The organism is Maritimimonas sp. 2205BS37-2 (assembly GCF_056591755.1).
In genome coordinates this window covers 679,091-701,029 of record NZ_JBWQOI010000002.1, presented here as the reverse complement: position 1 = coordinate 701,029, position 21,939 = coordinate 679,091, and the positions used below count along the sequence as shown (strand labels likewise).

At 32.8% G+C, this 21,939-nt stretch carries 18 protein-coding genes; 7 read left to right on the top strand and 11 right to left on the bottom strand.

What is annotated here, in order from left to right; all coding sequences use genetic code 11:
* Nucleotides 1-4: 4 nt before the first annotated feature.
* The 4 genes from AC1EUU_RS10555 to AC1EUU_RS10540 all read left to right on the top strand — a co-directional run bounded on the left by AC1EUU_RS10555 (nucleotide 5) and on the right by AC1EUU_RS10540 (nucleotide 6,463).
* Nucleotides 5-1,546 (top strand): glutamate racemase, encoded by a 1,542-nt coding sequence (locus AC1EUU_RS10555; protein ID WP_480201388.1) that lies wholly within the window; start codon nucleotides 5-7, stop codon nucleotides 1,544-1,546.
* On the top strand, nucleotides 1,543-2,781 hold the full coding sequence (locus tag AC1EUU_RS10550) for a T9SS type A sorting domain-containing protein (RefSeq protein WP_480201387.1): 1,239 nt from the start codon (nucleotides 1,543-1,545) through the stop codon (nucleotides 2,779-2,781). Before AC1EUU_RS10555 ends, AC1EUU_RS10550 begins: the two co-directional genes overlap by 4 nt.
* Nucleotides 2,782-2,852: 71 nt before the next feature.
* Nucleotides 2,853-3,977, top strand: a complete 1,125-nt coding sequence (locus AC1EUU_RS10545; protein ID WP_480201386.1) for a DUF819 family protein — start codon at nucleotides 2,853-2,855, stop codon at nucleotides 3,975-3,977.
* A 122-nt stretch (nucleotides 3,978-4,099) separates the two neighbouring features.
* Complete coding sequence (locus AC1EUU_RS10540) at nucleotides 4,100-6,463, top strand: sodium-translocating pyrophosphatase (RefSeq protein WP_480201385.1); 2,364 nt, start codon at nucleotides 4,100-4,102, stop codon at nucleotides 6,461-6,463.
* 56 nt (nucleotides 6,464-6,519) lie between these two features.
* On the opposite strand, the gene AC1EUU_RS10535 is transcribed toward AC1EUU_RS10540, so the two are convergent.
* The 11 genes from AC1EUU_RS10535 to AC1EUU_RS10485 all read right to left on the bottom strand — a co-directional run bounded on the left by AC1EUU_RS10535 (nucleotide 6,520) and on the right by AC1EUU_RS10485 (nucleotide 17,753).
* On the bottom strand, nucleotides 6,520-7,305 hold the full coding sequence (locus tag AC1EUU_RS10535) for a hypothetical protein (RefSeq protein WP_480201384.1): 786 nt from the start codon (nucleotides 7,303-7,305) through the stop codon (nucleotides 6,520-6,522).
* Nucleotide 7,306: 1 nt separating this feature from the next.
* A complete protein-coding gene (locus AC1EUU_RS10530) occupies nucleotides 7,307-8,335 on the bottom strand; it encodes a Rieske 2Fe-2S domain-containing protein (RefSeq protein ID WP_480201383.1) in 1,029 nt (342 codons plus the stop codon).
* Entirely contained in the window at nucleotides 8,335-8,736 is a 402-nt protein-coding gene (locus tag AC1EUU_RS10525) for a hypothetical protein (RefSeq protein WP_480201382.1), read from the bottom strand. Before AC1EUU_RS10525 ends, AC1EUU_RS10530 begins: the two co-directional genes overlap by 1 nt.
* A 212-nt stretch (nucleotides 8,737-8,948) precedes the next feature.
* Nucleotides 8,949-10,901 carry a thiamine pyrophosphate-binding protein gene (locus AC1EUU_RS10520; protein ID WP_480201381.1) on the bottom strand — a complete coding sequence of 651 codons (1,953 nt, stop codon included), beginning with the start codon at nucleotides 10,899-10,901 and terminating at the stop codon, nucleotides 8,949-8,951.
* Between the two features lie 4 nt (nucleotides 10,902-10,905).
* Nucleotides 10,906-12,522, bottom strand: coding sequence for a glutamate synthase-related protein (locus AC1EUU_RS10515; protein WP_480201380.1), 1,617 nt, complete (start codon nucleotides 12,520-12,522; stop codon nucleotides 10,906-10,908).
* A 112-nt stretch (nucleotides 12,523-12,634) separates the two neighbouring features.
* On the bottom strand, nucleotides 12,635-13,177 hold the full coding sequence (locus AC1EUU_RS10510; RefSeq protein ID WP_480201379.1) for a DinB family protein: 543 nt from the start codon (nucleotides 13,175-13,177) through the stop codon (nucleotides 12,635-12,637).
* Nucleotides 13,178-13,261: 84 nt separating this feature from the next.
* The gene (locus AC1EUU_RS10505; RefSeq protein ID WP_480201378.1) at nucleotides 13,262-14,002 is read right to left on the bottom strand and encodes a response regulator transcription factor; all 741 of its coding nucleotides are present in this window, start codon (nucleotides 14,000-14,002) and stop codon (nucleotides 13,262-13,264) included.
* Nucleotides 14,003-14,617 carry a deoxynucleoside kinase gene (locus tag AC1EUU_RS10500; RefSeq protein ID WP_480201377.1) on the bottom strand — a complete coding sequence of 205 codons (615 nt, stop codon included), beginning with the start codon at nucleotides 14,615-14,617 and terminating at the stop codon, nucleotides 14,003-14,005. It abuts the gene before it with no gap.
* A 41-nt stretch (nucleotides 14,618-14,658) separates the two neighbouring features.
* Nucleotides 14,659-15,459, bottom strand: coding sequence for a hypothetical protein (locus AC1EUU_RS10495; RefSeq protein ID WP_480201376.1), 801 nt, complete (start codon nucleotides 15,457-15,459; stop codon nucleotides 14,659-14,661).
* A 25-nt stretch (nucleotides 15,460-15,484) separates the two neighbouring features.
* Nucleotides 15,485-16,165: a response regulator transcription factor gene (locus AC1EUU_RS10490; RefSeq protein WP_480201375.1), complete on the bottom strand. Its 681-nt coding sequence runs from the start codon at nucleotides 16,163-16,165 to the stop codon at nucleotides 15,485-15,487.
* Nucleotides 16,158-17,753 (bottom strand): sensor histidine kinase, encoded by a 1,596-nt coding sequence (locus AC1EUU_RS10485; RefSeq protein ID WP_480201374.1) that lies wholly within the window; start codon nucleotides 17,751-17,753, stop codon nucleotides 16,158-16,160. Before AC1EUU_RS10485 ends, AC1EUU_RS10490 begins: the two co-directional genes overlap by 8 nt.
* Nucleotides 17,754-17,872: 119 nt before the next feature.
* Between AC1EUU_RS10485 and AC1EUU_RS10480 the strand changes: the two genes are divergently transcribed.
* The 3 genes from AC1EUU_RS10480 (at nucleotide 17,873) to AC1EUU_RS10470 (ending at nucleotide 21,897) form a co-directional block, all read left to right on the top strand.
* Nucleotides 17,873-18,712 (top strand): GLPGLI family protein, encoded by an 840-nt coding sequence (locus AC1EUU_RS10480; RefSeq protein WP_480201373.1) that lies wholly within the window; start codon nucleotides 17,873-17,875, stop codon nucleotides 18,710-18,712.
* Between the two features lie 94 nt (nucleotides 18,713-18,806).
* Complete coding sequence (locus tag AC1EUU_RS10475) at nucleotides 18,807-21,491, top strand: carboxypeptidase regulatory-like domain-containing protein (RefSeq protein WP_480201372.1); 2,685 nt, start codon at nucleotides 18,807-18,809, stop codon at nucleotides 21,489-21,491.
* 76 nt (nucleotides 21,492-21,567) lie between these two features.
* Nucleotides 21,568-21,897, top strand: coding sequence for a DUF6249 domain-containing protein (locus tag AC1EUU_RS10470; RefSeq protein WP_480201371.1), 330 nt, complete (start codon nucleotides 21,568-21,570; stop codon nucleotides 21,895-21,897).
* The last annotated feature ends 42 nt before the right edge of the window (nucleotides 21,898-21,939 follow it).

Sequence of the window (21,939 nt, the reverse complement as noted above, 5' to 3'; positions counted from 1 at the left end):
AACTATGAAGAAGTTTGATCTTAAAGTTACAATGCTAACCATTTTATTATTGATTGGTTGTAAGCAAAACGCTTCTAAAGAAACTATCGTAAAAAATGAAATAAAAAAAGGGGACATTGTTGAAACTATTATTAATGATAAAGAAAGTTTTTATCATGTTGATTTCTCAAATTACCCTACAGAAGATAAGACCTTACCAATAGGTGTTTTTGATTCTGGAACCGGGGGTCTAACAGTTCTGAAGGCTATTGTGAATTATGACGAAAACAATAATGAGAACTTCGAAAATGGTGGTGATGGGATCATAGATTTTAATAAAGAATCATTTATCTATTTAGGTGATCAAGCCAACATGCCTTATGGTAATTATTCTAAAGAAAATAAGGTTGATCTATTAAACGAACACATTATTAAGGATGCCCAATTTTTATTGAGTAATAAGTATTATTCTGACAGGAATGATACTTCAATAAACTTAGATAAACAACCAGTAAAAGCTTTAGTAATTGCTTGTAATACTGCTACGGCATATGGTAAAGAATATATTGAAGAATTCTTAAGAAAAGCAAATGCCAATATTAAAGTAATAGGTGTAATTGATGCCGGAGTTCGTGGCACATTGCAATCTATAGAAAAGAATGAAGATGCCATTATTGGAGTATTGGCGACCGCAGGAACAGTATCATCTAAAGGTTATCGAAATACAATTTTTAAGCTAAAAGATGAAATGGGTTACACCGGAATAATTGAGGTATTTTCTCAAGGCGGTGTGGGCATCGCAGAAGCCGTTGATGAAGATCCTAATTATTATGATAAGAACTTAGAAAAACCAAGAAACGATTATAAAGGCCCGAGTCTTAACGGAGATATTAAGATTGATAGAACACTTTTTGATATTTACAACTTTGATTTTGATAATAGTAAAATGCTTTGTGATTCAGAAAAGGCCGATGATTGTTCAATTCTTCAAATAAATGATGCTCAAAATTATGTGCGTTATCATTTGGTAACTTTAATGGAAAAAATCCGTCAATCAAAAACAAAAAATAAGCTTAAATCTTTAATATTAGGATGTACACATTATCCATATATGATGCAAGAAATTAATGATGTTTTGAAAGAGCTTTTTAATTACAAAGGAAAAGACGGTACATATCTATACAGAGATTTAATGGTAGAAAATGTGAAATTAATTGATCCAGCTGTAGATACTGCTAAAGAATTACACGAATATTTAAAAGAAGAATCGTTGTTTAATCCGAACGGAACGATTAAGGACAGCGAATTCTATATTAGTGTAGCTAATAAAGACAATAGAAATGTTACTATTGATGATCAAAACCGTTTTCCGTACGATTATAAATATGGTAGAAATGCAGGTGAGATTCAAGAATATGTAAAAGTCGTTCCATTTAGTCGTGAGAATATTTCATATGACATTTTAACAAGATTTCAGAAACAAATCCCACACGTTTATCAACTTATGCAAAACTTTAATCAAAAAAATGCAAAAGCTCAACATCTCTTGACTGAGAATAAAATATGATTAAAAATAGTCTCATTATAATTTTTGTTTTAGTTATCTCTATGGTTTCTGTTGCTCAAACGGCAACAGGAGCCATTGATGATTATATAGGAGCAATTATTGATAATGCTCCTGGAAATGGTGGAGATGATTATAATGAACCAAATGTTTCTCAATTAAATACTTGGAATAGTATTATCACAAGCATTATAAATGAAGATATAGTCACTGCTAGGCAGAATGCGAATGCTATTAATTATCAGGTAACAGAATTTATAGACACCTCACTTTCTCCTAATCAAACATTTTATGTGTTAGAAGAAAAGAGTCTGCAATCAAATTATTGGGGTACCTATGTTTTTAGTAAAACACCAGTTCGAAATAATTTGATTATTCAAGCACCCCATTCTAGATATGATACGAATACCGGTAAACAAGCGATATATTGTTTTAAAAATACAATTGCTCGAGCAGTCTTTATTAATGGTGCACATCGTTGTAATAGCTTAAATTTTTCTTCTTGTTCTGGAACCACTGGTGTATGTGGTACAAGTGGACAATCTTATAGAATCTCAGACCTTGCACATGTAACAAACGCGATGTTTCAGAAAACAACAGAGAATTTACTTAATACTATTGCTAATTCTATTTTTATTCAGCTTCATGGGTTTGGAAAGCAAACAACAGACCCCTATGTAATTATGAGTAATGGTACCCGAGAAACTCCAACAACAGATTATGCGGTACAGATAAGAGATGCGCTTTTAAATGAGGACAATACCTTAACATTTGAAATTGCACATATCAATACTAGTTGGACACGTCTTATAGGGTTTACCAATACACAAGGGCGTTTAATAAATAGCTCTTCAGATCATTGCGAGACATCAGCTACAACCACAACAGGTAGGTTTATTCATATAGAACAAGAACGCTCAAAATTGAGAGAGAATGAAACTGCTTGGGCAAAAATGAGCAATGCCCTAGCAAATGTATTTGATAGCACCTTAAACGAAGAAGAGTTTCTTGAAAATCAGATACTAGTATACCCCAACCCGTCTTCAGGGAAAATATATGTTAATGGGTATCTAATTAATAAAATTGAGATATATAATTTCTTCGGTGAAAAAATAAAAACAATAGATAATTTTAATAACGAAGCTGTTGTAGATTTGAGAAATTTCTTATCTGGCGTTTATTTCTTGAAGATGAGATTAAGTAGAAAAACGGTAATAAAGAAGGTTATTTTAGAGTAAAAGTGAGCCTCTTATTTTGCTTTAAGAAATTTCTATTGATCATTTGAGTCAACTTTAAAATACGAATAATTATGCTGGCATGGCTAATTACATTTTTTACAGTGATTTCAGTTTATTTCTTAGATCGTTGGGAGAATAAATATATTAAATCGTTGTTCGACTGGGTGCCAGCAATATTATTAGCTTATTTAATTCCTGCCTTGTTGTCTTATATTTTGGGTAAAGATCTGTCCGCTCATAATATACATGAATATAGTAAGCTCTATTTTATACCATTAGCTATTATTGCTGTAATGAGTAGTTTATCATTAGATCAGTTAAAGTCTATTGGATGGAAACCAATTTTAGTGTTTGTTTCGGGATCGTTATGGATAGCTGTTTTTCCTCTAATGGCTGCATATTTATTGTTGGATAGTAGCTTTGTTTCAGAAATACTTGTAGGTCAAGACTATTGGAAAGGAGTACCCCCTATTGTAGGAAGTTGGATTGGGGGTAGTACGAGTCAATTGGTGTTAAAGGAACTAGTAGAATGCCCGGAGAATATTTTTCTAGCTGTATTAGTTCTGGATAATATTTTGGTAAATATCTGGACAATATTAATGTTTCAAGGAATTAAAAAAAGTAATTTTTTGAATGAAAAACTAAAAATCACAAACTTAACAATACCTAAAAGTATCGATCATACTGCTAAAAAAACGTTACACCCTATATCTTGTTTACTTATATTGATAATTTGCGTTCTAGCTATAGATTACACGTTGCAGAGCTTTGTAACAAAAATCATTGTTTTATCATTTATAGGATTGTTATTAAGTAATTTGATTAAAAAATGGAATTTTAGTTTTGTGCTGAAACTAGGAGGAATTTTAATTCTGATAGTTATGTCAATTTTAGGTTTAAAATTAAAATTTAATCTTTTTCAATTTGAGCCTCATTTTCTTACTTTTTTAATTGTTTGGTTAATAAGTCACTTTGCAGTGATGCTTATAATAGCAAAATTATTGAATGTAAATATGGCTTGGGTACCAATTGCTAGTATGGCTAATGTTGGAGGAATTGCAACGGCTCCCGCTGTGACTGCTGCTTATGAGTTAAAATGGATGTCTCATGCAATTATTTTAGCGATATTAAGTATGGCAACTGGTACATTTTGGGGAATGTTAACCATATATCTTTTTAAAGCATTGATTATTTAACATTGCTACTAAAAAGTACCAAACTACTTATACTGTTTGTTTAGCTTTTTATTTTTTTAATCCCCTCACTTTTACTACTTTTGCACGGCTTAAAACTAAAGTTAACTTAATAAAATCATAGAATGGAATCAAACATGATCTTTGTACCAATTGCATTAGCAATTTTAGGATTGTTATTTATGTTCGTTAAAATGTCTTGGGTGAAGAAACAAGCTGCGGGTAACGAAAAAATGCAAGGTATTTCAAAAGCAATTAAAGAAGGAGCGCTTGCGTTCTTAAATGCTGAATATCGTCTCTTATTAATCTTCGTAATAATTGCATCTGCTGCACTTTTCGGAATTTCACTTTTAGTAGATACTACAAGTTGGATGATAGTGCCTGCTTTTATTTCTGGAGCTATTTTTTCTGCCTTAGCAGGAAATATAGGAATGAGAGTTGCTACCGAAGCAAATGCTCGTACTGCAGAAGCTGCTAAGACAAGTTTACCTCAAGCATTACAAGTGTCGTTTGGTGGAGGTACAGTTATGGGCTTAGGTGTTGCCGGCCTTGCTGTATTAGGATTAAGTTTATTCTTTTTATTCTTCACGAATCAGTTTATGGGCGGTGAAGGTTCATTCTATACAAATATGACGATCGTTCTTGAAGCCTTAGCTGGTTTCTCTTTAGGAGCCGAATCAATTGCTTTATTTGCGCGTGTAGGAGGAGGTATATATACAAAAGCTGCTGATGTTGGAGCCGATTTAGTTGGTAAAGTTGAAGCAGGTATTCCAGAAGATGATCCACGTAACCCAGCTACAATTGCAGACAATGTTGGCGATAATGTTGGTGATGTTGCTGGTATGGGAGCTGACTTATTTGGTTCGTACGTAGCAACAGTATTAGCTGCAATGGTATTAGGTAATTATGTTATTAGAGATATGTCTGCGATAACCCCGTTTACTGATACTTTCAATAATATGGGCCCAATTTTATTACCATTGGTTATTGCTGGTGTTGGCATATTGGCGTCTATCTTAGGAACATTTTTAGTAAGAATTTCTAATAACGATGCTAAAGAAGCTCAAGTACAAAAAGCATTAGATATGGGTAACTGGGTGGCAATTTTAATCACCTTAGCCGCTAGTTACTTCTTAATAGATTATATGTTACCAGAAACAATGATTATGAATTTCTTTGGTGAAGGAGCTAAAGAAGTTTCTTCAATGAATGTATTCTGGTCTGCATGTATCGGTTTGGCGGTTGGCGCCTTAATTTCTGCAGTAACAGCATATTACACAAGTTTAGGTAAGAAACCTGTATTAGATATCGTTCAAAATAGTTCAACTGGTGCAGCTACCAACATTATTGCTGGTTTAGCCGTGGGTATGAAATCAACTTTTGCATCGGTAATTTTATTTGCAGCAGCAATTTATGGATCTTATGCTTTAGCAGGATTCTACGGCGTTGCTTTAGCAGCTTCGGCAATGATGGCAACTACAGCAATGCAATTGGCAATTGATGCCTTTGGACCTATTGCAGATAATGCAGGTGGTGTGGCTGAAATGAGTGAATTAGAATCACATGTTCGTGAGCGTACAGATATATTAGACTCAGTGGGGAATACTACTGCTGCAGTTGGTAAAGGTTTTGCAATTGCTTCGGCTGCTTTAACCGCCTTAGCTTTGTTTGCAGCTTATGTAACTTTTACAGGTATTGATGGTATTAATATCTTCAAGGCTGATGTTTTAGCCGCCTTATTTGTTGGAGGAATGATTCCTGTGGTATTTTCTGCACTAGCAATGCAATCTGTAGGGAAGGCTGCTATGGAAATGGTTGAGGAAGTACGTCGCCAGTTTAGAGAAATTCCTGGAATTATGGAAGGAAAAGGTACTCCAGAGTACGCTAAATGTGTCGATATTTCTACAAAAGCTGCTTTAAGAGAAATGATATTACCAGGATTGATAACTATAATTACTCCAATTATTATCGGATTAGCATTTGGTGCTGAACCACTTGGAGGATATATGGCAGGTGTATGTGTGAGTGGTGTTATGTGGGCAATCTTCCAAAACAATGCAGGAGGTGCATGGGATAATGCTAAGAAATCATTCGAAGCAGGAGTTGAGATTAATGGCGAAATGACTTATAAAGGTTCTGATGCACACAAAGCTGCTGTAACTGGCGATACTGTCGGAGATCCATTTAAAGATACATCTGGCCCTTCAATGAACATTTTAATTAAGTTAACATGTCTTGTTGGATTAGTAATTGCCCCGATTTTAGGTGGTCATACATCTTCAGAAGATCATGCAGAAGCAGTAGTTAATGAGGTAATATTGAATGAAGATCGTGTGAATACAGAAATGAAGGTATTAGTTAAGAAAGAAAACGGAGCAAAAAATGCTACTGTCATTACAACTACAGAAAAAGATGGTAAAAAAGATGTTACCGTTGAAACGGTAGAAGGTGATGAAGTTGATAATTTAATTGCCGAGCACGAAGAATAAGTTATTATTTGATAACTCAATAGATAAAGGCGAACTGAAAAGTTCGCTTTTTTTATTTAATAGATAGCAGATTTCTTACCTACGATTTCTATATTTTCTGGATCAATCTTTAAAAGATACCAATCTTCAAATTTTTCTATGGCTCCGGTAATTTTTGATGGTTTTCCGATATAAGGCAGAACCTCTTTGTTTATGGGTTGTCCATTTAAATCAGTAATGAGATAATACTCAGAAATGTTATTACTATCGGTTGTTGCTAAAACAGGTGGAATTCCTCCCGAAACGCAACGAACGGCACAGCTGCGATGTATTTTTCCAAAACCTGGTTTCATCACACCAAAATAGCACTTTGGATCTATAATTTCACCTTCGAGCACCATTTCACTAATATGTTCTTTAGTTGGAATATGTCCACTACCATTCTCTAATAGCACTTTTTCATTATTGGTAATTTGTAATAGGGTTTTACCATTATAATAAATAAGATTGCCTTCAATAGAAAGTACTTTTCCATTAAGATTATCCTCCTTATTCAGCAGTTTTTGTAAAAAAGGATTGGCACTAGATTTACCGAATCCTAGCAATAAGACATTCTTAAATGTACTTTCATTTAATTGAACGCGAAGCATTGGATAGGGATCTTCGTGAAAAACTCCTACGACTTTTGTTTCATTATTAAGTTCGAATGTACTATTCTTAAAGGGTTTCTGAAAAAAGCTAAATAGTGAAGCCCCTAAAACAATAAATCCTAAAACAATCCATACAAATTGCTGTAATAATCTTTTGGTTTTAGCACCCAAACTCTCTTTGATGTAAGAAACATAAAATTCTTTTTCTTCCATATTAAAATTGTATAGGTTCTATTTCTGTTCCTTCTTCCTGCGCTTTTGGATGAATATATACTTGATTATCCTTTAACTTTAAATTATAAGTGGCTACTTTTTCTGTAAATGGCGGAGGTGATTGCCCGTTGTGTGGTAAATATTGATATCCATGCCATGGGCAGGTTATACAGCCATCAATAATCTTTCCTTCCCCTAATGGGCCTCCTTGGTGTTTACATACATTGTGGATGGCAGCTAATTTACCATTGTATTTAAAGATAGCAACGCGTTCGTTAGCTATGGTAAAGATCTTTGCTCTATCATTCTCTATTTCATCGATTGTACATACTTTAAGCCAGCCATTTTCTTGAGCGATATTGGCATTATCAATTTTATATTCTTTAAAGGCAGCAATCAGATGGAGGCTACTAATAATTATAAACCCTAGAATAAGAAACCCTATTGTGAATGGAGATGTTTCTTGTTGAAAAGCGCCTAAAAATACATGCGCTATAATTAAAGCGTAGGCAAAATACACAAGCATATGAAGTCTTTTCCAAGTTTTGGAAGATAGGTTAGCTAGAAAAAAATCGTGGCTTGTGGAGGCCATAATAAATAGAATAAGCAATGCTAAAAATCCAAGAACTTGAAATGGAAAATTCGTCAATGAATTATAATCCATATTTGATGTAAATATGGAATATATAGGATTCACATCACCTAAGGCATGGAACTGAAATATAGAAAATCCACCATGCACCAATGCCGCTAAAAACATACTTACCCCTAAATGCCTTCTATTATATAAAACCGGCAAGAATTTATTATTTAAACGGCTTAATGGCCCAATAACTAAAATGATATGTAACATAATTAATGCAAGTGTTCCAAAAGCCCTAATTATCAATGTTTCTATGCTCGTTTCAGAATTAAAAATAAAAGTTATAGTAGCGAATACAATTATATATAGCAACATGCCAAATGCAATAATTTTATCATATTGCTTTTTAAAGGGATTCCAGATAACTAGTTTATAATCTATTGCCATTAAAAGAGAATTTTAGTTATTTCTGTTTGCTTAATAGCATCATATAAAACGATACCTTTTAAATCTTCTTTAAAGGAAAAATGATAAATGCCAGATGTTGTGATCTGTCCAAGACTATTTAGATATGTTCCGTTTTTATCTATTGAATAGACGGTTGTAGAAGCATTTTTTAATGGAGTTTTTAGAATGACCTTTAAGTCATTCTTATATAAGTTAACCTTGATCAAATCATTTTCAGCGCTATTTAATGGCGCTCTTGAAGATATTTTTTCAATATTTTTAGAATGTTCTTTTGTATTTTTTAAATCCATTTCTTTCAAGGAAAAGAACATGAGAAGCGATATTATGATTACTAATAACAACCAAATAATACGATGAACATTACGTTGCCTAGAAGTCATGTTAAACAGATTTAGGTTTAAAGAATTTTTTTAAAAAAAATGGCCATGTAGCAATAATCCCTGGAAAAAGTAAAAAACGAACTCTTTTTTTAGAGTTTCCCAAATATGGATCTACTGTAGGCGCTTTGAATAAGAAATAAATTCCGAATAGAAAACCAATCAAAAAGTAAACCGCTAGCAGCATTAGAAAAATATTGATAAGGCTTTTCATATTAAATTAGATTAGCATCTGTTATAATTTCTAAAACGCCGGGGCCTGGTTGTTCATACAATGCTTTCAAAGCCGCTTCTAGTTTATTTTGAAGGGTTACGCGTTTTCCCCAAGCACCACAAGATTCTGCGAATTCTGCAAAATTTGGATTCGACAATGAAGTTTTCCATACATCAAATTCACCCGCACGTTGTTCTTTAGATATTTTACCTAGCTCATGATTATTTAGAACTATAAGTTTTATTGGCATATTGTATTTTACCAATGTGGTTATTTCTGCCAAGTATTGACAAACCCCACCATCACCAGCTACTGCAATAACAGGTCTAGAATTACCAACTGCGGTCCATGCGCCAATAGCCGCCGGGAGTGCAAAACCAATGGAACCTAAATACCCCGACATTAAAAAATCTTGATTTGTAGGCTCAAAATAACGACCAAAAGAGTAAGCATTATTTCCAACATCTACGCACATTACTGCATTGTATGGAGTGAGTTTATTCATAGTATCAAATACGGCAATAGAGCTAATACCTTTATCGGAGGTTTCTAGTAATCGCTTTGCTTTTTCTATTTTCCATATTTTCCAGCGATCTGCTATTTCCGTTCGCTGGTCATAAATAGGTTTAAATTGCGCTAAAGCTTGAGAGAATATGTCTAACGTTCGTGATATTTCTCCCCAAACAGCTACTTCAACCTGATGGAATTTACTTAAAGCTAAAGGATCAAAATCTATTTGTATAATTGGTTTTTTAGGAGTAATTCCGGTATGGTTAGAAAAAGAAGCACCAAAAACAATCAAGAGATCACTTTCGTTCATAAACCACGATGCAATCGGGGTACCGCTTCTTCCTAAAACACCACCTCCAAGAGGATGGTTATCGGCGATAAGTCCTTTTCCTTTAAAAGTAGTTACTACGCAAGCATTCAATTTTTCTGCAAAATCAATAATAGATTTCTTATGCTTTCGAGCACCATGCCCCATAATAATAACAGGCCTTTTTGATTTTTTTATAAGGGCAATGGCGTCCTCAACCGCTGCCTGAGGTGGCGCAATATCTAATGTCGTAATTCTATTTTTCGGACCTTTGGGCTTAGCTCCGGCTTTAGCAGGTCGCTCTTGAACTTCATCCGGAAAGGTTAAATGTGATACGTCTCTTTTTAGAAGTGAATGTTTTATAGCTAATGACATTAACTCTGCATGTCGACTATCGCTCTGCACTCTATGATTGAATTCTGCAACTGAATTAAAGGCTTGAACTAAATCTACTTCTTGAAAGTTACCGGTGCCAACCACCTGAGTAGCTACCTGACCTGTTAGTGCTAATAACGGTGCGCGGTCAACTTTTGCATCCCACATGCCTGTATACATATTAGTTGCTCCAGGGCCCGCAATTGAAAAACAGGCAGCGGGTTTTCCGGTTAGCTTACCATATGCAGAAGCGGCAAAGGCCGCAGTACCTTCATGACGAATACCATAGAAGCTCAGATTTCCTTTTTCTTCTTGTCTTCGCATAGCATCGGCGAAACCAAGATTAGAATGTCCAACCATTCCAAATACTTTTGTAACACCCCAATTCACCATAGTTTCTGCCATGATATCTGATATTGTGGTCTGATGAGGTGCCTCCTCTTCGAGTCCTACATATATAGCATCACCATCTTCTTTCACAGGGAATGTATCAATACCGTCATCATAACCTCCTGGTGGTTTTCCCGAACAAGGATCGAAATCCCAACCATGCCACGGACAGCGAAGTAATCCATTTTCAATTGAACCTTCACCTAAAGGACCTCCTTGATGTGGACATCGATTATCTAAAGCAGAGAACTTTCCTTTGTAATGTGTTAAGCAAATTCCTTTGTGAGCTGCAGTAACTGTTTTTACTCTTCCCTCTGGCAACTCACTTTTATTGTGAAGTACTTTATGCCAAATAATTTTTGTTTCTACCATGATATTATGGATTAATTCCTGCGTAAGTTATTCCTGTTAAATGGTGTATGTCTTTACTAAAAGTTGAAAGATCTTCTTTATTAAATTTTGAAATATCATCATAACCACAGGCTCTTGCAATTACTTTAATAAGGTTATTGGTTGCATCGAAATAGTTATGAAGCTGTTTTGCAGAACTATCAATAATTAATCTGCTTCTTAAAGATTCTTTTTGAGTGGCAATACCAACCGGACAGTTATTGGTTCCGCAAGCACGCATTCCCAAACAGCCAATTGCCTGAATGGCCGAATTAGAAACAGCAATGGCATCAGCACCGAGCATCATGGCTTTAGCAAAATCTTCTGCAATTCGTAATCCTCCGGTAATAACTAGTGTAATATCCTTGGCTCCAACTTTATCTAAATATGTTCTCGCTCTTGCTAAAGCGGGTATGGTCGGTACGTTTATATTATCTCTTAAAACAGTTGGAGCCGATCCGGTTCCTCCACCTCGGCCATCAAGAATAATATAATCAACACCAACATCGAGTGCAAATTGTATATCTTTTTCGATATGGCTAGCTGCTAGTTTAAACCCTACCGGTATTCCGCCTGTATGCTCTCTAACTTTAGCAGCAAATTCTTTAAAATCGTTAACACCATGAAAATTAGGAAACGTTGCTGGTGAGATAGCAGCTTCTCCTTCGTTCAAGCCTCGCACTTTGGCAATCTCAGCACTTACCTTATTGCCTGGTAAATGACCTCCCGTTCCCGTTTTTGCACCTTGCCCTCCTTTAAAATGAAATGCTTGAATGTTATCTAATTTATCCCATGTGAACCCAAATTGAGCAGAGGCCAATTCATAAAAATATTTAGAATTATTTTGTTGCTCTTCCGGAAGCATACCGCCTTCACCCGAGCAAATTCCAGTCCCGGCCAATTCAGCACCTTTTGACAATGCAATCTTCGCCTCACGGGATAAAGCACCAAAACTCATATCACTAACAAATACGGGTATCTCTAATTCTAATGGTTTTTTAGCTTTGGGTCCAATAACTACTTTGGTAACTACACTTTCATTATCTAACAGCGGACGATTGGTTAATTGAGCTGGTAAAAACTGTATGTCTGTCCATTTAGGTAAAGTATTTCTATTAACTCCCATTGACGCTGAAAAACCATGATGTCCTAATTTTTTTAGCCCATTCTTGGCTAGTTCTTTTATATATCCGGTATAGGGTTCGGTATCTTCAGGATGTGTATCGGCATAAGTACCTAAGTATTCATTTCTATTGAAGGGTTGAGGGTGCTCTTTTTCAAAAGCAATGACCTCAGTTGTATCAATTAATAATGAATCTCCTTCAATATATTCTTTAAATTTATGAAGCTGTTCATCGTTATTATATTCGCTAATACCGGTGTCGTAACGATAATCCCAACCATGAACACCACAGATTAAATTATTACCATCTATATGACCATCGGCTAATAATGCTCCTCTATGATGACAGCGACCATATAAGATAGAAATGCCTTTTTCATGTTTAATAATTACTAAATCGGTGTTTTTAACGAGTGCGTATGCTGGTTGTTTTTCTTTAAGGTCTGAAATTTTAGCAATTTCAATTTTGGTAGTTGCCATAAAATTGTTTGATTAGATAAGACGTTCTAATTTACAACTTTAAGACGAGAAGTATTTTAGTAGATTACAAATACGAGCGCTACTTTTCTTGAAAGCAAAGTTTATTTATACCCTATTGAAACTTAATATACCTTGGAGGAACAAGCCCGTTTAATCTCATATATACAAGCATTTGAGCTCTATGATGAGTAACGTGATCTGCTAGCAGTAAAAAAATTTGCCGCTTCGTTCTTTGTAATCCAAGGTAATCTAGTTGTATGTCAAATTGTGATGTGTTAAACGCTCTAATAACGTTTGCTGCTTCATCAAATGTTTTATTAATAAGAGTAATCATTTCTTTTTTTGATTTTGCACCCACTTGGAATGTTGTATCAATACGATGGTCTCTTGGCTTTCTATTACCAATTAAAGTTTGGCTATGCCAATCCACTGCGTATCCTAAATGCATTAAATTTTCGGCGAATGTTTTTGATTCGGGTGTAGCCTTAAAATTGTATTTATTTTCAGGCATAGCTTCTGCAACAAGAATTAAATATTTTTTGGAGTTCTCCCAGCGTTCTAAATAATCTTTGATAAAATTATCTTGTTGGGCAGATAGGGGGAATAGCATTAAATAAAAGAACAAGAATGTTACTAAGGAAAATGTGTGTTTCATAATTTATGGATTATGAAGCAAAGAACATTAAGGTGAAGGATAAAAGCTAGATTTTAAGGTAGTAATTAGGTACTAGTACCTGTACTATTTTTTAAATTTAAGTGCTAATTCATTTCTATTAGAAACATGAAGCTTTTGATAAATATTAGTAATATGAGATTTTACTGTATTTAAACTAATAAAGAGTTCGCTAGCTATTTCTTTATTGCTTTTGCCATCCAGAATAAGGCTTTTAATAGTGGTTTCTTGTCTGCTTAACGATACTTCCTTAATAGTCTTGTGTCTTCTTCTAATAGTTAGAATATAAAAATATAATAAGATACACGTAAGGATAGTAAGAATAAGAATGATCAATTTACTATTTGCGTATTTTTTTTCGGTTTCGTCTAATGAGTGCAAAGCTATTTTATTTTCCAAAAACAAATACTCGGTGGGATTTATATCACTCACTTTTAACTGCTCTAATAAATCTTTATAAAAAGAGAAATTTAGAAAAAGATCTTTTTCTAATAGATTTTTTTCTTCTAACTCTTTAATACTTATGAGCTTTACGGCTAGTATTTGTAAAGAATCTTTAGTGAAAGAATGTATTTCGTCTAAGTATTTCTTTTGATTTTTTTCTTCAGAAATTTTTGATTTAAAAGCTTTAAATTTTTGTAATTCGTAAGCCGTAGAATTATAAACGGGTTTTTTCTTTGGTGCAAGTTCAACTCTAGTAATAATAGAATCTTTGGCCGAAGCAACTAGGGTGTCTAAAACACTAGTTTGTGCAATAGTAAAGTTTAAAGTAGAGAGAAAAAATAGTATGAAAACTACTATTCTCATTTAAAACAAACCATGAATTTGAGCATCAATTTTATCAATAATAAAACCTAAGTCTTCTGGCTTATCAACGAAATCGAGATTATCTACATCTATAATTAAAAGTTTACCTTTAGTGTAGGTGGAAATCCATGCTTCATAACGCTCATTCAGGCGACTTAAATAATCAATACTAATGGTGTTTTCATATTCTCTTCCGCGTTTATGTATTTGCCCTACTAACGTTTGAATATTAGCTCGTAAATAGATAAGTAGGTCTGGCGGTGCAACCAATTTTTCCATTAACTCAAATAATGAAGAATAGTTGCTAAAATCACGATTGGTCATTAAACCCATAGCATGTAGATTCGGAGCGAAGATATGCGCATCTTCATAAATGGTACGATCTTGAATAATATTTTTACCACTTTCACGAATTTCTAAAATTTGACGGAATCTACTATTCAAAAAATAAATCTGTAAGTTAAATGACCAGCGTTCCATTTCACCATAAAAATCATCGAGATACGGATTTTCTTCTACAGACTCATAATGAGGGCTCCATCTATAGTGTTTCGCTAAAAGTTTGGTAAGGGTGGTTTTTCCGGCGCCAATGTTTCCTGCAATAGCAACGTGCATTATTTAGTTTTTTGTTTGATTATTTAAAGATGCTAAAGGTACTAATTTTTTAAAATGTCATACCTATAAAGCTTGTCGGAGCGGTAAAAATAGATTCTATTTTTATTAACAAAATAATTTGTTGATAAGTGTTTACTTTTAACACCACTAATTTTTAGATCACTATCATTTTTTTGAAAGTACAATTTACCGTTTTTAATAAAAACTAAATCATCATTAAAAGGTTGTATTGCCGAAACATCGCTAGACGACATTGCCTTAATAAAGCTTCCATATTCGTTAAATTGAATAACAGATGAATCTGATAGTAGCCAACAATATTCGTAGCTGCTAATTTGCCTTTTCGCTTCAAAATTAGTTTGATAAAATTGTAATGGTTGAGAGTCAAATACCGTTTGCTTCGTTTCATAATCCCAAAGAGTAATAATGTTGTCGTCTAAGCTATACAACCAAAGATTATTATTAGATGATACAGTAACAAAAGCTGCATTTTTACCATAGGATTCATCATTTAAATTGATGCGATCTGAAAGTTCATTTAAACGATTATCTAAAAAAATAATGGTATTAAAATCTCGATAAAATACTAAAATCTTTAACGGATTGATAATATCAATCGAGCTTATAATTCCTAGTTGCGTATTGGTATATGAATACGTTTGCTGCGAAGTTTTTTTATATAATGTATTTCCTTTTGTATAATAATAATTCTCAAAATCATCTACTCCAAAAAACTCATCGGCATTTAATGAAACAGAATCTAAAAATTGAGCCGTAAGGTCTTTCTGGCAAAATGATTTATTAAAAGAAATAACCAAGAAAATAAGTACTAAAAATCTCACAAAGGGCAAAATACTAAATTATTAATTAACAGATAAGTTTGTAACCATATCCTCTTACATTAATAATCTGAACCGAATCATCCTTTTTTAATTTTCTTCGAAGTTTGGTTATAAAAACATCCATACTACGTGCATTAAAAAAATCGTCATTACCCCAAAGTTTTTTTAATATAAAAGTTCTATCTAAAACCTCATTCTTTTTTTGTGTGAGATGTAATAACAATTCCGACTCTCTATGAGTTAAAAGCTCAGCATTTTTTTTGTAAATCAAAGTTTGCTTTTTATAATCAAAGAGATAATCACCTATAGCAATTTTTGAGATGTTTTGCTTTAACGTAATTCTATTTAATAATGAATTAATTCTCACAATAAGCTCTTCAATAGAAAAAGGTTTTTTTAGATAATCATTCCCTCCATGATTAAAGCCTTCAACCACATCTTTAGTTTGTGATTTAGCAGTAAGAAATATAATCGGAATAATTGAATTTTCTTCTCTTATTTCTTTTGCAAGCGTAAAGCCATCTTTCTTTGGCATCATTACATCTAAAACCAAGATATCAGGTATCTGTTTTTTATAAGCTTTATAAGCCTCTTCGCCATCTTTCGTTAAAACAACTTCAAAGTTTCGTGTTTCAAGACTCTCTTTTACTATTTGCCCTAAACTTGGTTCATCTTCAGCTAAAATAATTTTTATCAAATCACTCATTTGCTAAAGAAATTTTAAAAGCGGTATTTTTTGAATTAGAACTCAAACTAATAGTGCCTCCATGTTTTTCAACAATTTTTTTGGTATAATATAATCCAATTCCAAAACCTTTAACGTCATGTGTATTCCCTTTAGGGATGCGGTAAAATTTATCAAATATCTTTTCGCGTTGCTGTTTGTCGACACCTTCACCATTATCAGCTACGGTAATTTCTATCGTATTTAAAATTGAAGTTATGGTAATTTGAATAGTTTGCCCTCCATATTTAATGGCATTATCAATAAGATTAGAAATCGCATTTTCAAAATGAAATGAATCAACTTCTACATTTAAAGAAGATACATTTGACGAAAATTGTAGTTTCTTTTCCGTTGCGATTAGTTGATGTCTCTGAACTATTTTTTGGGTTAAGACAACGAGGTCTTCAAGTTCTCTTTTTAGTAATAATTTCTCACTATCTAGAGTGGCAGTTTCTAGTAATTTTTCTACCATGCCATGTAATTTTTTCAATTGAACTGAAGAAATACTAAGATACTTTCTTGTTTTCTCTTTATCGTTAACAGCATTAAAATTTTCTAGGGCTTCAACCGCCGTAGACACAGTGGCAATAGGAGTTTTGAATTCATGAGTGATATTACTAATTAGGTCATTTTTAATTTCGGCTAACTCTTTTTGTTGATTAATAATTTTTAAAAGATAAAATAGACTTGATATAACAGCTATGGCCAATAAAAGTGACAATAAAATTCCGGTTAGACTTCTTTTAAATGCTTCGTAAGAGGGGTTTTTATAGTGAAGTGTAAATTTTTCGTTCGGTCTTAAATAGGTAGATTTTGCATGGCTTGACAGATTAAACTTAGGTTGTTGATTAATTCTAGTAGAATGAAATAGCGTATCAGATTTGATATGGTCAAAATAATAAGATGTGGAAATTCTTTTAGTTTTAAGTTCTTTTTTTAAAATAGAATCTATTTTGTGATGATTTAAAGAATCATTTTGAATAGCTACAAAGATGGTTTGAAGCCCTTTAATTAATTTTAAACTATCCGTCGCTCTTTTTCCTCGAAAAACTTGAACTTCACTAACAGTATTTGTTGAATCAAAATGCAAGCCTTTTCTACCATTCTTAGAAAATTGGGTAAATCTCTTAATTCTGGGAAACTTTTGTAATGAGGTATCTTTAATATTTTTATGTAATCTTTTTTCTACTCCTGTAAATAATGAATCCATAAAGATAGAATCGAACTCTTCAAGTTCACGTTTCGAGTCAGTACTTATTTCAATCGTTGAAAATTCTAAATCCATCGTGTCTTTTTCAGAACGATTAAGAACCGAATTTATAATTCTACTTTTATTAATTTCATTATTCTGAATATTTTCAGATTCGACAATAGCAAAAAAATTCTTCTTAGAGAGATCTGTATAATAGGCTTCTATCGCATTGTCTAAACTTATTTGGATTTCGTTTAAAACACGTTGTTTATTGAGTTGATAGTTTTTGTAATTCCAATATAATTGCACGGCAATTGTTGTAATAATTGTTGCCGTTATTAAATAGAAAATCCAATTATATTTTTTAGTGTTCACGGTTCAAATATAAATAGTTATAGACTATAAAACGCACCACTTAACACTCGTTAACACTCGTTAACCAAGAATGTATTTTTCATAGTACATATTTGTATCAGAAAATAAACTTTACACATATGAAAAATAGCATCACATTTTTAATTTTAATCAGCTCTTTGTTGATCAATGCGCAAAACTTTCAAGGCAAGGCTACTTATAAAACGCATAGAAAAGTAGACATACAATTAGATAGTTCATCAAATGCACCTAGTGCTGACGTTCAAAAACAATTAATGAAACAATTGCAAAAGCAATTTCAACGAACGTATACATTGAGCTTTACAAAGTCAGAGTCTATATTTAAGCAGAATGAACAGTTAGAAACTCCCAAAGCTCAGGTTGGTGGAGCCGAAATTAGGATTATGGAAGTTGGAGGCGGAGGTACAGATGTGTTTTATAAAAACATAGCTGAAAAAAGATATACCAATAAAACAGAGATAAGCGGTAAGCGCTTTTTAATCCAAGATAATCTTGAAGATTTTGGCTGGGAAATGTCTGGTGAAACTAAAAATATTGGCAATTATACTTGTTATAAGGCTACTAGATCAAGAGAGGAAGACAGAATTTCACTAAGTGTAGAGAATGGTGAAGAAAAAGAAAATAGGGAAAAAGTAACGGTTATAACCACGGCTTGGTATACACCAGATATTCCAGTTAGCAATGGGCCAAGAGAATTTTGGGGCTTACCAGGATTAATCTTAGAAATTCAAGAAGGTAGAGAAACCATTGTATGCACCGAAATTATTTTAAATCCTTCCGAAAAAATTAATGTAGAAGAACCAACAAAAGGTAAATCGATATCACAAGAGAAGTTTGATAAAATTATGGACGATCATAGCAGAGAAATGATGGAGCGTTTTAGAAATAGAAGAAAAACCAGAGATGGTAACTCCATGAGAATAGAAATTCAAGGATAAATCATTCAGTAATGATTCACATACTAATTTACATCATTTTAATCCTATTGTTTTCATTTAAGTAAAAACGCGCTTAAAGAATAAATAAAATTTAATGAAAAGACTAATATACGTGGTCGTTCTGATGGCCACCTGGAGTACTTATGCCCAAATTACAATAACTGGCACGGTTAAAGATAGTGTAGGGAATGTATTAGAAATGGCTAATATAATTGCTATAAATCAGTTAACAAAAAAAATAGATTCATATGGCTTTACCGATTCACAAGGGAGGTATAAATTGAATCTATTAGAGAATTCGCCTTATAAAATAAAGGTAAGCTATATAGGCATGAAAACTACCGAAATTAGCTTGGAAACAAAGGAGTCTAACTTTGTTAAAGATATAAGCTTAATTGAAGACAATACATTAGAAGAGGTAAATCTAACGTATAAAATGCCAGTTACTATAAAAGGAGATACAATAATATATGATGCAGATTCTTTTAAAAGTGGACGAGAGAAAAAATTAGGCGATATATTACAAAAATTACCTGGTGTAGAAATTAATGATGAAGGAGAAATCAAGGTTGAAGGCAAAACAGTAGATAAAGTAATGGTAGAGGGAAAAGACTTTTTCGATGGAGATTCTAAGTTAGCAACAAAAAATATTCCTGCCAATGCTATCGATAAGGTTGAAGTATTAAAGAACTTTAATGAAGTTAATCAACTACGAAATGTTACCGACAATGAAGATAATATTGCACTTAATATTAAATTAAAAGAAGGAAAGAAAAACTTTTGGTTTGGAGATGTTAAAGTTGGCGGAGGTATAGGAATGGATGAATCAAGACATATTATAAATCCTAAATTATTTTATTACAGTCCGAAATATAGCCTAAATATAATGTCGAATATTAACGATGTTGGAGAAGTTCCTTTTACTTGGCGCGACTATTTTAAGTTTACCGGAGGCTTTGGAAACCTGGGCAATGGAGGTACTTCAATGAATGTGACCGATGACCTTGGTTTCTTGGTTATGCGTAATAATAGAGCCAAGAACATTGATGCTAAATTTGGAGCATTAAATTTTAGCTATTCACCTAGAAAAACATGGGATATAAGCGGGTTTGCAATTTATTCTGGTATGAAAACCGATATTGAACAAACCAGTGAACGTAACTATATAAATGCAGAAATCACAGAATTAACAAATAGTTTAACGAAACAAAAGAATGATCTGGGCCTTATTAAATTAAGCTCAAGGTATATACCCAATATAAATAATCATTTAGATTATGATATTTTCGGTAAGGTCTCTAAACTTAGTCAAGATCAGAATTTTTTCTCATCAGAACTTGAAACAATTTTAGAAAGCGAGTCACAATCTCCTTTTTCAATCAATCAGAACTTAAATTATTACTATACATTAAGCGATAGACATATCTTTGCGTTAAAAGCACAGCACCTTTGGCAAGATGAGGATCCTTTTTATAATGCACAGTTAGGGCAGTTGTCTTTTTCAAATACTCTAGGGCTGGATGGAAATCAGAGCCTGTTTAATGTTTCTCAAAATAATAGGGTAAAAACAAATAAAATAGATGCGAATTTAGATTATTACTATGTTATAAATTCTAAAAGCAATTTAAATGTAACGCTGGGTACAACATTAAGCAATCAGAAATTTAATTCAAATATTTATCAAATCTTAGATAACGGTTCAAGAAATGAAAATTTATCGTTGTCTACGTTAAATGATGTTGAGTACAACTTCAAAGATTTTTATGCAGGCTTACATTATAAATTTGTGACAGGTATTTTTACTTTTACTCAAGGAGTAACAGTACATAGTTATCTCGCAAGAAATATGCAGCTTGAAGATACTTTTACAAATAGGTTCACGAAACTTTTGCCAGATGCATTTATTAAGGTCAATCTTAAAAAATCTGAAACCTTACGTCTAGCTTATAATATGCAAGTTGGTTTTACAGATATTAATCAATTAGCAGAGGGGTTTGTGTTCAATAATTATAATCAATTATATTCTGGCAATAGAGTGTTAGAAAACTCCTTATCGCATAATGTTAATTTAAACTATTCAAGCTTTAGTATGTTTAATTATACCAATGTATTTGCTTCCATAAATTATAATAAACGAATTGATGGGATTAAATCTAATACTGAACAATTTGGTGTAGATCAACTAACAACATCAATCAACTCATTTTTTCCTGATGAAAGTATCTCAGCGAATGCTGATTTTCAGAAAAGTTTTAGAAAAGTAAAGGTTAATTTGGGTGGAAATGTCTCTTACTCTAAAAATAATAATTTGTTTACATCACCTCAAACCCAATTAACAGAGAATAGAGAATCTAAATCGTTTACTCAATCATACAGAGTAAAGGTGAGCTCTAATTTTAGACACGCTCCTAATTTTGATATTGGCTACAATTTCATGGTTAATGATTACAATCAGGGCTCGGTTAAGAGCAAGTTCTTTACGCACAGTCCGTATGTAAATTTTGATGCATTTATTTTTAAAGATTTTATCTTCAATACAAAATATACATACAATAATTATCGAACAGAAGAAAGAGCTATCAATAACTATAGTTTCTGGGATGCGCATTTAAGCTATCAAAAGAAAGATAGTAGCTGGGAGTATGCAATAAGTGTTACAAATATTTTAGATACTAAATCATTAAACACCGATAATACTGTTGAAAATATTTTTAATAGCACATCGGCTTATATTGTTCAGCCCAGGTATGTGATTTTAAGCATTATTTATAATTTATAAAAGCCTATGTGTAACCACTTTTAAATTAACTACGTCATAGGTACTGTAAGCAAGTAATAATTAAAAAATCAGTATTATGCACGCAGAAGAAATATTAATCCCTATAAGTTTATTCGGTTCAATTTTTGGAATTATCTACATCTACATTACCGCAAGAAACAAAGAGCGAATGTCAATGATAGAAAAAGGAGTTGATCCATCAATTTTCACTGCTAAAAGAAATTACGCTAATATGACCCTAAAGTTTGGGATGTTATTAATTGGTGTGGCGTTAGGTATTTTGGTAGGAGCTTTAATAGATGAATTTACCACACTACAAGAAGAGGTGGGCTATTTTTCTATGATCTTCTTGTTTGGCGGCTTGGCATTAGTTATGAATAGTATTATAGAGAATAAAAAATCTTAAAATTAAATAGACTAACCATTTCTTAACAGTAAAGACATCATT